At 61.0% G+C, this 14,886-nt stretch carries 9 protein-coding genes and 2 pseudogenes; 2 read left to right on the forward strand and 9 right to left on the reverse strand.

Annotated elements, in window-relative coordinates:
- Positions 1-170 precede the first annotated feature (170 nt).
- The 4 genes and pseudogenes from HWY30_RS29410 to HWY30_RS29425 form a co-directional block, all read right to left on the reverse strand.
- A pseudogene (locus tag HWY30_RS29410) lies at positions 171-401 on the reverse strand (FAD-dependent oxidoreductase); the annotation flags it as partial.
- Positions 398-754 carry a cupin domain-containing protein gene (locus HWY30_RS29415; protein WP_244145056.1) on the reverse strand — a complete coding sequence of 119 codons (357 nt, stop codon included), beginning with the start codon at positions 752-754 and terminating at the stop codon, positions 398-400. The pseudogene HWY30_RS29410 and the gene HWY30_RS29415, both read right to left, overlap by 4 nt.
- A gap of 129 nt (positions 755-883) precedes the next feature.
- Positions 884-2,200 (reverse strand): IS701 family transposase, encoded by a 1,317-nt coding sequence (locus HWY30_RS29420; RefSeq protein WP_090812771.1) that lies wholly within the window; start codon positions 2,198-2,200, stop codon positions 884-886.
- A 253-nt stretch (positions 2,201-2,453) separates the two neighbouring features.
- Positions 2,454-2,738: pseudogene (locus HWY30_RS29425) on the reverse strand (integrase core domain-containing protein); the annotation flags it as partial.
- A 108-nt stretch (positions 2,739-2,846) separates the two neighbouring features.
- Here HWY30_RS29425 and HWY30_RS29430 point away from each other — a divergent pair.
- A complete protein-coding gene (locus tag HWY30_RS29430) occupies positions 2,847-4,022 on the forward strand; it encodes a tyrosine-type recombinase/integrase (protein WP_143037376.1) in 1,176 nt (391 codons plus the stop codon).
- 297 nt (positions 4,023-4,319) lie between these two features.
- Here HWY30_RS29430 and HWY30_RS29435 read toward each other — a convergent pair whose 3' ends face one another.
- The 4 genes from HWY30_RS29435 to HWY30_RS29450 are packed head-to-tail and all read right to left on the reverse strand — an operon-like array spanning position 4,320 to position 9,444.
- Entirely contained in the window at positions 4,320-5,828 is a 1,509-nt protein-coding gene (locus tag HWY30_RS29435; protein ID WP_143037377.1) for a hypothetical protein, read from the reverse strand.
- Positions 5,825-6,820, reverse strand: a complete 996-nt coding sequence (locus tag HWY30_RS29440) for an AAA family ATPase (protein WP_090812774.1) — start codon at positions 6,818-6,820, stop codon at positions 5,825-5,827. The genes HWY30_RS29435 and HWY30_RS29440 overlap by 4 nt, the downstream gene beginning before the upstream one ends.
- A gap of 3 nt (positions 6,821-6,823) precedes the next feature.
- Entirely contained in the window at positions 6,824-8,782 is a 1,959-nt protein-coding gene (locus HWY30_RS29445; RefSeq protein WP_244145057.1) for an integrase core domain-containing protein, read from the reverse strand.
- 20 nt (positions 8,783-8,802) lie between these two features.
- The gene (locus tag HWY30_RS29450; RefSeq protein WP_090812776.1) at positions 8,803-9,444 is read right to left on the reverse strand and encodes a hypothetical protein; all 642 of its coding nucleotides are present in this window, start codon (positions 9,442-9,444) and stop codon (positions 8,803-8,805) included.
- A gap of 634 nt (positions 9,445-10,078) precedes the next feature.
- Between HWY30_RS29450 and HWY30_RS29455 the strand changes: the two genes are divergently transcribed.
- Positions 10,079-11,932: a phage integrase family protein gene (locus tag HWY30_RS29455; protein WP_244145058.1), complete on the forward strand. Its 1,854-nt coding sequence runs from the start codon at positions 10,079-10,081 to the stop codon at positions 11,930-11,932.
- Positions 11,933-12,060: 128 nt separating this feature from the next.
- Here HWY30_RS29455 and HWY30_RS29460 read toward each other — a convergent pair whose 3' ends face one another.
- Entirely contained in the window at positions 12,061-13,050 is a 990-nt protein-coding gene (locus HWY30_RS29460) for a hypothetical protein (RefSeq protein ID WP_143037378.1), read from the reverse strand.
- Positions 13,051-14,886 lie beyond the last annotated feature (1,836 nt).

A 14,886-nucleotide genomic window follows, 5' to 3' on the forward strand; every position in this document is an offset into this window, starting at 1 on the left:
GGTGATCCAAAACCCTTCATCTGGACCGCTAAAGCTTCCGACATTCTGGCGAAAGTCACGCGTGCCCGCACCAAGCTGAATAAGATGCAATCCGTTTGACGCAGACCACTAGATTGGGCGTCGGCAACCCAGAATACGTCGGCCTGGGTCGTTTTCAAACCGAGCAGCGCCTGTACATCGCCGTAAAGATCGGCGCTGATCGCCGCCAGCTTGCGTTCGCGCGCTGAACGCCCCGTGGCGAGAAGCACGCCGGCCGAATGGGCGGTCGCTCCGTCGCCTACCCTGTATCGATCGACGAGCACGATACGCCATCGCGGGTGGCGTAGAGTCGCCAGATACAAGGTCCATGCGCCGACTATGCCACCGCCGACAACCGCCAGATCGTATCTGTCAGTCATCATGCCCACCACACGGAGAAAATCTGCGCTTCGATACCACCGTTATTCCTCGCGAAGTGAGGCTTGCACGATTCGAAAAATACCGCTCGCCTGGCACTCACGCGATGCCATGCATTGTCGTAACAGACATCGACGGTACCCTCGGAGATGAACCAGATCTCCCGGACCGCATGCTCGTCTTCCAGCGTCCTGCAACCGGGTAGGATCGTGAACCGCGAAGTGCGTAGCGGCGCACCGGCCAACCCGCCGGCGAAGCTGTGCATGAACAGCTTCACGCCTTCAATATCCACGGCTTCCTGCCATTCCGGTATGACGGGAAACGGTGCCACCACCGCGTCCGTCGTTGCATCTTCCATGTGATTTTCCATAGCTATCCTTAATCTTACTGTGTCACATAATTAGTTGCGCGCTCTATTGCCGTACGGGAAGAGAGCCATCGTTGCATGAGCCTTAGTCCAAGCAGGATGCGCAACGTGGTAATGGAATCAGGAACGTGGCGTTGAGCGCGCTGGACTGCCCCGGGGGATGTAATCCGGGGGAAGGGCAGACAGCGCGCGTTCAAGGAAGTTTTTTTTATCGCGTCCATCTGATTGCATTCGGAGTCGCTGAGCCATCAGAAACCCATACGCAGCGATACTCAGGGTGGCGTGGTGGTGAAAGCCACGCCAGCCTCGCCCTTCATAATGACCGAGCCCGAACTCCTGTTTCAGGTCCTGATAGTCGCGCTCGATGCGCCAGCGCATTTTGGTCACGAACACAAGCTGCTCAAGTGTCGCCTCCTCGGGCGCGGTAGTGAGAAAGTATTTGAGCGGCTCCGGATCGCCATCAGGCCATTCAATAAGCAGCCACTCTTCGTCGCGAACGGTGCTTCGCCAATAGTCGCGATGTGCGGGACGAACCCGTACGGCGGCAAAGCGCGAGGAAAGTGCTGCGTTGCTGCCTTCGCGCCAGGTTACGGATTGCCAGGCGCTTACGGGTAATTGCATGGCCAGTTCCTTCACGGCGATCGGCTCGTGGCCGGGCGCACGGCGCAACAATGTCGGTGGCTTGCCGCGCCCGCTCCAGGGCTTGGGCGGAAGCGGCGCCGTACCTGGTGCCCACACAGAGGTGCCCGGCCGGATCCCTACCGCGTACAACAAACCCAGTTCCGTTACGCCTTCCCGGAAAGCGGTTTCGTCGCCATACCCGGCATCGGCCAGCACGATGCCCGGTGCAATGCCGGATGCCATAGCCTCGCGAAGCTGGGCCAGCGCAATCTGAGGCTTGGTCTCGAAGGCCAGATCGTCGGGAATGCCCGCACGACGGGCACGTTCCCGGTCGTCAATCCATTCCCTGGGGACATACAGCTGCCAGGCAATCGGCAGGCTGCCGCGTTGCGTCGCGATCGACAGGCTCACTGCAACCTGGCAGTTGTCCTGCTTTCCGAGTTGCCCACAGTACTGACGTGCCACCCCGACCGAATGACGTCCCTTCTTTGGAAAGCCGGTGTCGTCAATGATCCAGTAGTAGCCGTTTTCTTCAGCAGCGTGCGCGTCTAACGCTGGTATCACCCATTCGCGTACCCGCTGCAGAAGCGCGCGGTCAGACCATTCTGCCTTGGCCACAAAGTGATGGAGTGACTGGTGCTTCGCACTCGCGTGAAGTGGGTCAATGTGCGCGGCCATCGGCTCGACGCTCTTGCGCGACAGCGGCAACACCAGGCCCGAACAGTAACCCTTGAGGCCGGCATGGCGATCGGCGTGCCCTAACGCCTGCCCCAGATGATCCAGATACGCGTCAAATTCGTCGACATCTCCACTCATCGCGATCGCCCGAAGTCTGTATTATTCAATACTACCAGGCATCACCTTGCTGCAAATGAATTTTGTGACACAGTAAGACTAATGTCATGAGTTGGAAATTCATTGTATTTCCCAGATCGCTGATTGTCATTCGCACATCGTCCTTTCCCGGCCAAGAGGCGATAATGGAGCATCATGGGGATGATACGCGGGGCCTGCAAAATTCGCCGCAATTGACGTTGCCCCTGTTTCGCGAATCCCATAGCTGAGAGATTTACGCGGCTCGTCCCTGTCGAGCTGCGAGCCAATTTTTCTCGAACGTCATGGGGCTGACGTAGTCGAGCGTCGAGTGTAGCCGGCGAGAATTATAAAAGCCAAGCCAGTCGAAGATTTCATCCATTGCCGCACGCCGGGTCGCGATGTGCCGGCCATGCAGGCGTGCAACTTTCAACGAACCCCACAAGCTTTCGGTCGGTGCATTGACCCAGCAGTCGCCGCGCCGACTCATCGACGAGCGCATGCCGTAAGCCTTCAGCGCGTCCTGGAACAGTCCGCCGCATACTGGCTACGTTCCGAAGTCTGGACATTATGACTATAGTGTCAAAAGAGCTCCCACGCGTGCGACAATCGCGATGACACATGCTCCTACCCGTTCCACGATGAAACCATGACGACGATCCTGATCGCGCCGCGCCCGCTCGATGCGCTGGACCTGCCGCCCGACCTTGACGGTCGTCACGGCATGAACCGGGCGAACGGTCGCCAGCAAATCGCCGCAGCTGACGACCTGAGCGCGATCCGCGCGTGGCTGGCACGCGTCGTCGACACGAAGACCACGTTCGACAACTACCGTAAGGAAGCTGAGCGACTTCTCTTATGGTCCATTGTGCAGCTGGGCAAACCTCTGTCATCACTCACGCATGAGGACCTGCTCGCCTACAGGATATTTCTTGGCGATCCCCAGCCGCGTTCGCGCTGGATGTCGGATGGCGGGCGAAAGTTTCCGCGTCACGATCCGCGCTGGCGACCGTTTTACGGGCCGCTCGCAGTCTCAAGCCAGCGTCAGGCGATGGTCATCCTCAATGCGCTGTTCTCATGGCTTGTGGAAGCGGGCTACCTTGCAGGCAACCCGCTGTCCCTGTCGCGCCAGCGGTCCCGCCGACAGGCGCCGCGCATCACCCGCTACCTGGAACGCGACCTCTGGCAGGAGGTGAAGGTTTATATCGACGGCCTGCCGCGGGATAGCGACCGGGAACAGGAACGTTATTGGCGCGCGCGATGGCTCTTTACCCTGCTCTACCTCGGCGGCCTGCGGATCTCGGAGGTCGGTGGCAACACGATGGGCAAGTTCTTCTGCCGGCGCGACAACGAGGGGAACGAACGGTGGTGGCTGGAGGTGCTTGGCAAAGGCGACAAGGAACGACTCGTCCCCGCATCCGCCGAGATGATGGTCGAACTCGCGCGGTACCGGCGCGCGCGCGGGCTCGCACCGTTGCCGTCCGCGCACGAGGACACGCCGCTGGTGTTGCCGCTCGGCAAATCGACGAAGCCACTCACGCGTGCCGCGCTGCACTCGATCATTAAAAGTATCTTTGCTGGCGCAGCGGACAAATTGAGGCTTCGCGGAGAAGACTATGCCGCGCGAGCGACGCACCTGGAGCGTGCATCCGCACACTGGCTGAGGCACAGCGCCGGATCGCACATGGCCGACGGCAACCTCGATCTGCGACTCGTGCGAGACAACCTCGGACACGCATCGATTTCGACGACGAGCATCTATCTTCATAGCGACGACGACACCCGTCACCGGGAGACGGAAGAAAAACATCGGCTGGACTGGTGATGATGGATTTCACTACCGGCTGCGATTTTGCGCAGAGAGAGGCGGTTCCGCCCGGAGGTCCGCGTTTGCCGCTGCTGCATCAGTATGTTTGAGCGTAATCACCTCAAGTTCGATAGCACGAGCAACGCACATATCATTCGTTATCCATAACAACCACCGCCGAGCGATGGGCCGTACGAGTTGGGCGATCGGTCTAGGGGCTGCCCGAGTGCACTCGCCTGCTGCTACATACCGGCTTCTCAGTTCGTCAGAAAATTTACGGCAACTCCGTTCTCCAGAGAGAGCCTGCGTTGACACTCACACGGCAACAACAGATTTCGGATCGCCTTCAACGGTGTTCGCGGGGGTGAAGACCGGGCAAGCGTCGTATCGCGGCAGCACAGCCGAAACGCTGTATCCCGGTGCTGTCGGCTGATTGACGTGCTCTGGAGGTCGAGGCGAAAGAGACGAAACCGGTCCGTCGCCCGCATTCCCGATAGCGAGCAAAAGCCCTGCATGATGTTCTTCATGTGCAAGGCCGCCGGGTGTGGTGCTGGGCAAAACGCGGATACCTCGCTTGAGCTGGAGCGACATCAGTCGGAATTGTGCGGGATCATCGGGCCGGTCACGGCCCCCCGCGACCACTTCGCGCTGCGGGAAGTCATGGACGGGAAACGGCCACCACACAATGCGCTCATGACTGCGCGCCTGCTGCGCTTCATGGAGGAAAGTATGAAAACTGTCGAGACATGCGATTGCGAACAGATGCAGCGTGAGCCATCGGCTCGTTGACTCGCTCCATTCGCCAGGCGCGATCGGCGCATAACGCGACAGCCAGACGACGATCCCAAGCGGACCGTGCAGCGGTGGATGCAGCAGCGCCTCGGGAACGCCAAAGCCTTCCCATTTCGTGCGCCACCGCAACACAGCCTGTGCGACCGGACAGAACGGCGGCGTCGAGCGGCCATCCATCCTCCTGCGTAGATGGTGGGTGGCCGACGCAATGCACACGTGATGCTGGCCGCCATACTCGCGCATGACCCAGCGCCTGATGGCCTTGTAGCAACTGCGCGCTCCCGCCAGGAGTTCATCGTCACCGGCGGTTGCGTCAGGGAACATCGTACACGATGCATACCCGCTCAGTTCCCTTTCCTCGGGCCGGCGTACGCTCCATACGCCGTCCATGGGATCCGTTTGCGGACCACCTTGTAGGACACGACGCTGGCCGGCGGCCCACCGGGAAAGCAGACGCCGATACGCACCGTCGACCCGCAGGTCATCAAGACCGCGCGACGGTGCAATCCACGGCGTGCCGCAGGATGGACAGCAGAACGGCGCCCTGAAAACGTCTGGTCGCAGCCGGTAGGGAATCTCAAGGGCACACTGGGGGCAACACTCCTCCAGCGGAGTGTGGTGCACGGGGCACGAACGACATGTTCGCAGCTGGAACACCGTCAGGTGGACGCCCTCACGCGCGCACCGTGCGCACCAGCGCAGCGTCGGCACCGCGATCACGTGCGCCAGATGCGACGGCATGACGAACGCGCACGCGATGTCTTCCAGGGGCAGGCGAAGCACATCCATCAGGCGACGGACATCAAATTGCCGTGCGTCGCGCAGGTCCATGCTCCCCGATACCGACCGCCGCCCTTCACGACGGCCGAAACAGTCCGCGAGGCCGGCGCATGACAGCGCGTTGAGCCGCTGGAATTTCGCGAGCAGTGCGAACGCAGATTGCCCGGTGGCGTGCCAGTCATCACGCCAGCACCAAAGGCCGGGCGTTTCCGGCTCATGTTGCGGGACCAGGATATCAAAGCGCCGCGTCATGATCCGTATGCAGCCTCGTCGACAAAGATGATGCGTAACTCCTCAAGTGCGGCGACGAAATTCGATTCCTCCACCGCCTGCGACCAGCTGGCCTGGCTCAGTGCGAAGTCTGCAGCGTCGTGCTGCATGTTGTCCGTCAGCGCGATCTCCACCGTGCGGGCCAGATATTCCGTCGGTATTTCCATCGTGAAATCGAACCGCGCGCGCCGATGCGCGGCATCGAACGCCTCCCACAACACCCCGTGCTGCTTTCCCAAGCGGAAACCCGAATCGAATGCACGTTGCAGAAAAAAGCGCGTATAGGGCCATTCACTGCGATCCGGAAAGGTCGAAGTGTCGTACGCGCCGAGCGACATCTTCAGATCGTCGGCGGAACGGAAGCCTTCAAAGCGCAACTCGTCAATCATGAAACGGGATACGATCTGAGATGTGTCGACGCTTTGCCGGAACGAGCTCTTGCGGTTCAGGATGCCCGGTTGACCGACGAGAAACGTGAACATCCGTACGCCTCGGCGCTCCAGTTCGTCCTGCACATCACGGAGCCATTCGTAGTGCTCAAGTTCCAGACGCTGCGCCTCGTCGACGAACACGATTAGTCTGTTGCCAGCGGCGCGTTCTACCAGTTCAGCCAGCTTGTGATAAAGACGCAGCCGGCGCTGTAACGCCGTGCCGCTATCCGGGCGCTCATGTTGTGCCGCCTTCAGCAGCATGCCGAAAAACAGGGCTTCCGAACGCGACGGATTGCGCGGCATGCCGATCGTCAGGATCGCCGCGCGAGGCAGCTCCAGACGCAGAAGCCGGACGCAGTACCGGATCGCGTATGTTTTGCCCCAGCGGGTGTGCCCATAGATCAGGGCGCCGGCGACGCCACGCCGGATACACTGGCGCACATGCGCGTACATCGCCGCGATCGCCGGCGTGGGCACGATGTACGTCTGGTTCGCGAGCGGATGTTCGGAGGGATCAACAGGACGTGGCAGCGAGTCAGGCATCGGTCACCCGAACGTGAAAATCTGCGTCAGCCACGGTGGCCTCGGTGCGGTTTTCGCAGGCGGTTCCGCCGTCTGCGCTTCACGGGTTACCGCTGCGCTCGCATCGGCGACGTCGGGCGCAGGCAATCCCTGATGCAACTTCGCACGGTCCGACAGCATGCGCGCCAGGTCGTTTGCATCGCGCGTATGGCTTCGCGCCTGATTCTTCTTGTAGACAAACCATGCGCTAACGGGATCGCTGCCCTCCCGGACCGCCAGCTTTCGCTGATGGATCAGCGAAAAGATTTCCTGCCGCACACGCAGCGAATGTGGCGTAAAGCACCAGGGCCGCGCTGCGGTCAGCACACCAAGTTCAGATCCGTCCATATGGAACGCGTGCAGATGGCGGATATCCTTGACGTTGAAATAGATGCGGAGCTGCTTGCCGATCAGTCCCGCGATGCCCGACAGCACGCGGCTGTCATAGCGCACGTGTTCGAAATTGATGTGCGGGCGCTCGCCTCGGCTCACGTTGCCGCGAATGGTGACGACACGAGCCTCCTGGAGAAGACACAAGGTACTGCGCCGGGCTAACGGTAGCGTGCGCAGCAGTCCGTCCTCTCTCGCGAGCAGGAACTGCATCGCCTCCAGCGGGGTTCGCCCGCCCAGTCCTCCGTGCGGTTCGCCGTTGTAGTCGGCGAGAACCACGTCGATCACATCCTCCAGTTCGTCGAGGGTCATCATCAACGAGGTTTTGCCACTGACATCGTTGAGTGCGCGTTCGACTGCGCGCGGATCACGACCCGTGGTGGCCGGCAATCTGTGCGCGAAGTGCGACGCTATCCGGTCAAAGAAGCGCTCGATCAGCGCACGTTCATTCTTCTGGCCGAGTGGCCCGTTGTCGGTCGCGCAGCCGACAACCTGGGTCAGACGCTCGAGCGTCGCAGTTGCGAAGTGGGACCTCGCGGCGTCGAAGCGAAACGTGCCCCAGCATGCCCACGCCGTTTCGGGAATCACCGCGGACGGGAACCCTCCGCCCGGCCGGATAGTCAGCGCCGGAATCTTCGACGCGCGTGCTGTGTGTGGCATCAGGCTGGCCTGCAGGGCCACAGCAATGTCGTCCTTGTTATATTCGTGGCCCAGCGAAAGCGTATAGCCAATCACGGCGCGCGTTGCCACGTCGAGCAGCAGCAGGATCCAGATCCTGTGCAGCACAAGCAGCGTTTCGAAACCAAACGGGTCATCGATGCGCAGTGTCAGGCGCACGTCGACCTTGTGACCGTCGAACTCGACTACCTCGTAGGGACGGGTCGCCGGTTTGCGCACGGTTTCGGGATCGTCGCGCCAACGATGGCCAATCTGCCGGGCACCTGCTGCCCGGGCCGCAGCGTCGAAATTCCGGTTCGCCAGCGTGCGGACATACGTGGCAAGCGATCGCTCGCCGAGGTATTTCTGGTTGAATGGATATTCATGTGCCGGAATGCCCGCCTGCCGGCACTCCGCAAGAAAGCCCCCGTGCAGTCGCCACAAATGGCGGTGCACTTCGGTCGGCTCCGCGTGCTTCCGGCTTCGTTCAGTGACCTTGCGTTCGATCCAGCGCGCGAGGTCCGGATAACGCTGCAGCAATTGGGTGAAGGCGCCGCTGGCGTTACTTGCGACGTCTTGACGGGATGGCTTGACCAGCGAGCGGCGATCATAGGGCCGTGTATGCTGATAGGGAATCAGCGCGCGGCAACCGAAGATGCGCCCGTCCTCGTGCTGCGTGATGCATCGCTCGAAGACACGATACAGGTCGTTAAAACCAATGCCGGTTTGCCGGCTGATTTCGCGCAGGGGAGTGTGCCCATCGACAAACAGTGTCATCGCCCTGATCCGGCGCTGCAGCAGCTCGCGCCCCTCGTCAGAGAGCGCATTGTCGTCAGCGGGTGGCCACTGCCCGACATCCATCAGAGCCTGCGGAATGGACTGGCGATCGAACCGCAACGCACCGAATGCGATCGTTTTCACGGCAGCTCCAGCCGGGTGTGCGGCCCCAGCGGCTCGAGTCCAAGTGCTGGACACCGCATCTCACCGCGCAACACGAGTCTGAAAACCGCCGAGCGCACGAGCATCGGGTCGATGGGCGCTAGCCGCCGCTCGAGTTCGGCCAGAGTCAGGCCGTGATGTAACTGGTCCTGGACGCCACGGATCAATGCCCCGACAGGAATCGAATGAGTGCCCGCGAGGTGCTGCAGCATCGTCATCCTGTTATCGCGCAACACCGGCGGGTCGTCCAGATGCTGTGGATGAATGAGGTCGAGCTGCATCGAAGACGCCCTGCTCCATTTCTCGAATGCAGGAAACAGGCTATCGCCCCGCGCGGCTGCAGTCGACTCCGACGGACGCAGCACGACGCATAATTTCTCTTCATCAGGTGTGCGGACCCAGAAATCGACGGTCCGCGCTGGGTTCGTGCCGGGAATACTCAGGGGCCTCTCACAGTATGCGAATACGTGGGCATCCGATTCGAGGCGGATCCACAGATCCAGCGCACATCGCCCGAACAGTGTTAGCGGGCGCCCCACCTTCGGTCCGAACACGTCGTAACGATGCGCGCCGTAAGGACGCGTGCTGTTGACGGCCCGCACGAAACGTGGTTCGATCATGGTCAAGGCTCCGGTTTTGCCCGATCACCATGTTTTAGTACAAAAACACCGGGTAATCCGCCCTTCCGACGGCCACGCCGTCGAATTCCCCTGCATTCGGCGCCCCATTACAAAATACGTATCAACCACTACACTTCGTCCACGCTCGCATAGTGCATATGCATTTTACGCTTGACTCTGCTGGGGGCCCGCTCGCGGATTACGTCTCATCGTGAAACAATCAGGGTAAAAACAAGCCCGATTGCCGTCAAAGCCCCACCAGTGCTGGGTTCCGTTCGGTCGGTATGTATAACACCTATGTTTCACAAAACGTTCGTTGATCCCGGCCTGCCCGTATTCGACATTTCAGACTTTCTCTTCCGTTCTCTGGCATTTCCGTCTTTCACTTCCTGACGCGAAGAAGCGAAAGTGAAAACGGCACTCCCGGAAACCAGCCTCCGTTCGGTGACGGGCTAATCGGAGGTGCTGCAACTTTCGCTTCAATGCACGACAGTCCGCAGCTCGCCATATCGGCCTGCAGCACCTCGCATTCTTCCGCGGCTATCTGGAGGGGCTCGATCTGGCAGAGCTGGCCGATCAGTATCTCGAGTTCGGCCGGGACGCGCGGAAAGCCACGGCCACGCGCAACTGGCTGGTGACGGCGTTCGTCGCTGCGGCCCGCAAGCGGCAGGATTTTGCGACCGCGCGGCTGCTCGCGATCCGGCCGACGGCGCTGGCCACCGCCGAACCGGCCGCGGCCGCGCCGTCGCTGGAAGATTTCGCCGCGCAGCACGACCCGGACGGCTTCCATACCGAAAAGGAACTCCTCGATCTTTTCACCGCGCACCACGCGGGCCCGGGCGCGGACTTGACCGCGACACTGCGCCGGCAGCAGCGCAATGCGCGACTGCGGATCCGGCAGATGGCCGCGCTCAATGCGCTCGCGCGCCTCGTGGTAGAGGATCCGAAGCCTGACCATCACGTGCTTGGCTGGTTCGACACGGCGGTGGCGCTGCGCCTCTCAGACGTTGGCATCACCACGATCGGAAAGCTGGTCGAAACCATCAACGCTGTCGGCTACCGCTGGTACCGGAACGTGTCACGTCTGGGCGAAACGGGCGCCCGCCGCATTTCAGCGTGGCTCGAAAACTATCGCGACGTCGATGGGCTCAGCATCGCGCAGGAGGCGCTCACTCACCCGTCTGATCAGCGCCTGCCTGTGCCGCGGTTTCGACGTGAACCGGTCACAGCCATCGTACCTTTGGAATATTTTCTGGCGCCGACGGATCTCGACGGCTCGCGCGGCGCGAACCGCAATCTGATCAAAAACAACAGCGGTGCGGAGAATGACCTGCAGGCGATCGCCTTCTGGCTGGCCGACTACGAGAATCCGAACACGCGTGACAAATACCGCGCCGAAGCCGAACGGCTGCTGCTGTGGGCGATCTTTGCGAAGGGCAAACCGCTATCGGGTCTCGACATCAACGACGCGCGTGAGTACATCAACCGCTTCCTCGTTGATCCTCAGCCGGCCGCGCAGTGGGTCATGAACCGGGCCGTACCGCGCGGCGAACCGGAGTGGCGCCCTTTTCGTGGCCCGCTATCGGTCAAGAGCCGCCAGGATGCGCTTGCCGCCCTTAAGAAGTTCTTTGGCGATCTCGTCAACGCGCAGTATCTCGACCACAACGCGTTTGCCAAGATCAAGGTTTTCCTCGGCAGCGAAACTGACGAGGCTGGCAATGAGCGCCGGGTTGCCGCGAAGCCACGGGTGCAGGTGGAGCGCAGTCTGACTAGGGAGGCCTGGTCGTTTGCGATGCGCGTGCTCGACTCCCTGCCCGACTCCGCCGCCGCCGCCCGCATGCGCTTCGTCCTTGCCCTTACATATAGCACCGGCCTGCGCCGCGCCGAACTGTGTGGCGCCTTCACTGACGACATTAGCGTCCGTTACGCCGGCGCTGAGCTTGGCTCGATCCATCTCCTGCGCGTGGTGGGGAAAGGCGCGAAGGAGCGCTTCATTCCGCTCGTGCCCGCCGTGCTGGAGGCGCTCGGCGACTACCTGGAGACGCGGGATTTCCCTCGCGATCCCCTCGTCTGCCCTGTCGGCACTCCGCTTATCCCCGCCCTGCCCGACAACCAGGACATCGGCCGGGTGCGGCGTGAAGCGGCCGAGCGTGGCGACGATGTTCACCAGGCGCTGGCCGCCCTCGCCCGCCAGGCTGGGCCGATCCATCACGACCAGCTCTACAAGGCAGTGAAGCGGTTTTTTTCCGCCGCGACCGCGGCCGCGTTGCGCGAGGACTCGCCGCATGCCCGCGCATTCGCACAGGTCAGCCCGCATTGGTTGCGACACACGTTCGTATCGCATGCGGTCGCGAACGGCATGAGTCTCGAGAGTGCGCGAAATTTTGCGGGCCACGACTCGCTGGACACGACCTCGATCTATGCGACTGCAGAGATTGCCCGTCAGTACCGGGAGGCCGAAGTCTTCCTGAGGCGAGCCGGTGCGTAACACGCTATGCGAGGTGGCCGACCACACGGACATAAGCTAATGCCCTCGTGACCTCGGTACATCCCGTTGGTCGGCCGGCCCTCTAGGGCCATAGTCTTGACAAGCTGGGTTCGGGTGCGCAGCGGCCTTCACGCCCCGCTGTCTTCGTGTAATTCAGTATATTCATTTTCTAACCGAATACCCGGCTGATGATTGACCTTCACATTTTGGAACGGGTTTGCCACCAAGTACCGATGCGCGATGAGATCGTTAAAGCACTTTTTCACTATGTGGAGAGCTTTTTGGCGACTTTCGTCCGAGAGCGGCCCGCGAAAGGGACGCCACGTCGGCTCGTCGCGTGAGCGTCGCCCCCTCATTACCCACACAGATGATGGCTGTGGGTCCAACGTAAATCGATTGATGTACTCGTTCGCATCGTTCACATCGATGCTCGACAGCGGCTTGCCTTTTGCGAAAAGTGCCCATAACAGCAGCCGCTCCAATTCATTTTGATATCTGTTCTTGGTCGCCGGGCTTGTGTACTCGGACAGCCAGCGCTCCAGCGCGGCGCGATCGTCGTCAATCCCTACGGGTGGCATGGCTGTGTCGCGGTTTGTTCCCGCAGACCCGGACAGGTGGGGCGGTACCGAAAGACGAGAAAGGGGAGCTGGTCTGTCAAGCCGCTGCTTCTGTGCAAGATATGGTCGAAGCCGTTCATCCCGCGGCACAATGGCGGCGCTGCCGACCTTCGAACCGCTTCCAAATTCCAGGTTCACTAAGCCCACGAGCGTCTCAAGCCTTGATTCGCTTTCCGGATCCGAAGGGTCAAGATATAGCTCGACGAAAAGTCCGCCTGAACGACCATTTTTCTTCTTCCCACGCCGCACCTTGACTTGAACCGGGGAGCAGTCAATTCCTATAAGGCGACTCAACAAGCGTTGAGGGCTGAGTCGTGGGACGATGTTTTGAACTGAGATCGCTTCTTCGCGAATGACTTTTTCCCCGCGAAGCGCTACTAAGTCGACAAGGGCGCGACCTGTCTCGAAAGTCAGGCCTCCGGTGGGGAGAGCATTCAGTAACTCCTGCGGCAACGCGGCAATAGCCGACGCCATCGTCAGCCTGGAATGCGACATACCCATCGCGTCCGCCGCCTGTCGCACTGTTGACCATAGGCCGGAACGACATCCTTGGACATATCGCTCGTTCAGCGCGAGAGGGCTTTCGCCCGTGTACGTCCGCCGATAGCCGGACGTACTACGGGTGTTGCAAACGTGCGCCAAAATCTCGGACCTCGATTTCCCCGCAGGATTGAGACTAGCGGAGCGCGCGACCATGTCAGCTATGCCCTGCTCGTTTCGCGCTCGGATGAGCTCACGAGCCGTTCGGTTCACCATTCCAACGCTGGCGAATAGAGCCAAGATCTCCGTCGGAAACTCGGAGACCGCCACCGCCTGAACTATCCGATTCTTGCTCGCGCGCACCCCTACCGCGGCCATTGCGACGGCCGCCTCCGTCATGGTCTCCCATTTAGAGCCCAGGCCCGCCCTGTATAGCGCGGCCAGCGCCAGCGGGTCGTCACTCATTTATCTTTCTCGCAATTTTCATTGTCATTAGCCCCTCACTCATTGTCCGCGCCTCCCCGGACCGCAATTCGCCGAAAAGCCAGCCGAAATAGGCGCCAATCCGATGCTTTTCCTCCGATGATTTCCTTCATACTACCGGCGTCGCCCGCCTAAGCAAGAGTTCTCGCCCTACGCGAGAGGATTTTTCCGTCACGCTTGTTTTCCTTGTGAATAGGGGCGACCGCACGGGACAGGCGTTTCCCGGGGAAGCGTGGGCTCTCTCAGTTCGCAGCCCGGTCTGGGGCCAAACTTGGCCCGAACGCGTACGGTCCGTGGCGAGGCCGATCAAAGCCCGAAGGGTGTTACCACCAGCCATTGGTGAACACGTACGGCCCGTGGTGAGGCCGAGCAGAGGCCGAAGGCTGTTACAACCATCCGTCGGCGCAGAGTCTAGCAAGCGATCTCGGCTTTTCTCCGTCCTCACGCTGCTCGCTCGCCCTGCCCTCTCCCAAGGGCCTTTGGCGAGATCTCGCCGGCTTTGTCGGACTCCCGCTCTTTCTCGTCTCTTAACAACCGTCTATGCCGGCGGGAATGCAAAAGGTCACGGTTTATGGGGAGCCGCGCGGCGCGCGCGACCGAAGGACAAGACTCCACCAAGGTCCGGCAAGCAGTTTTAGTTTTGAGGGATGTCGAGGAGCCGGGTCGCGCGACGCTCTGAGCATCAACAGCGTTCGAGTCGTCGACGTTCTGGGGTTGGCAGGAGTGTCGCCACTTCCCTGCCCTCCCGATCTACCCGACCGAATGGCGCCTACGCACGACTTGTTGCTTGGAGTGCCCTGCGTTCGGCCTAAGTGATTGATTTTGCGAACTATCCAATTTGGATGGCCGCCCCAGTCAGACAGTCGCCGGGGACGCCGTTGAGTCAACTAATTCGGCATGACTCCCGCATCGACGGACAAATCAGCCGTCTCGTCACGACCAAATATTCGCGCCCAGAGGTAGGAAGTGTTCAAGCAAATAGTCTCCTCAAGCCAAAGGTCATGGTCTATGGGGACGACGCTAGGACGAACTGGGTGGCTCCGTCAAACGGCAGCCCTGCTGGGCTGGTATCGCCGTCGATGGCGGCCCAAACGCTAAAGGTCATGGTCTATGGGGCGCCCTTCACCCGCGCGACGGAGAAGCAAGGCCCGCAGTAGCGAGCGCCAAAGAGCGGGATTGCGTGAGTTTTGAGGCCAAGCAGTTCGAACCGCCGACAGGCAGCGGTTCGCAGGGAACGGCGCCATCCGATCCCCTTCCGCTCTGCCGGACCGAATGGTGCCACGCGTAACGCGTTGGTTCTAGATACCTTGCGTTCGGCCTAAGTGATTGATTTTGCGAACTATCCAATTTGGATGGCGGCATCCGACCGAGGGA

This window comes from Paraburkholderia tuberum STM678, assembly GCF_902833905.1.
Classification (GTDB): domain Bacteria; phylum Pseudomonadota; class Gammaproteobacteria; order Burkholderiales; family Burkholderiaceae; genus Paraburkholderia; species Paraburkholderia tuberum.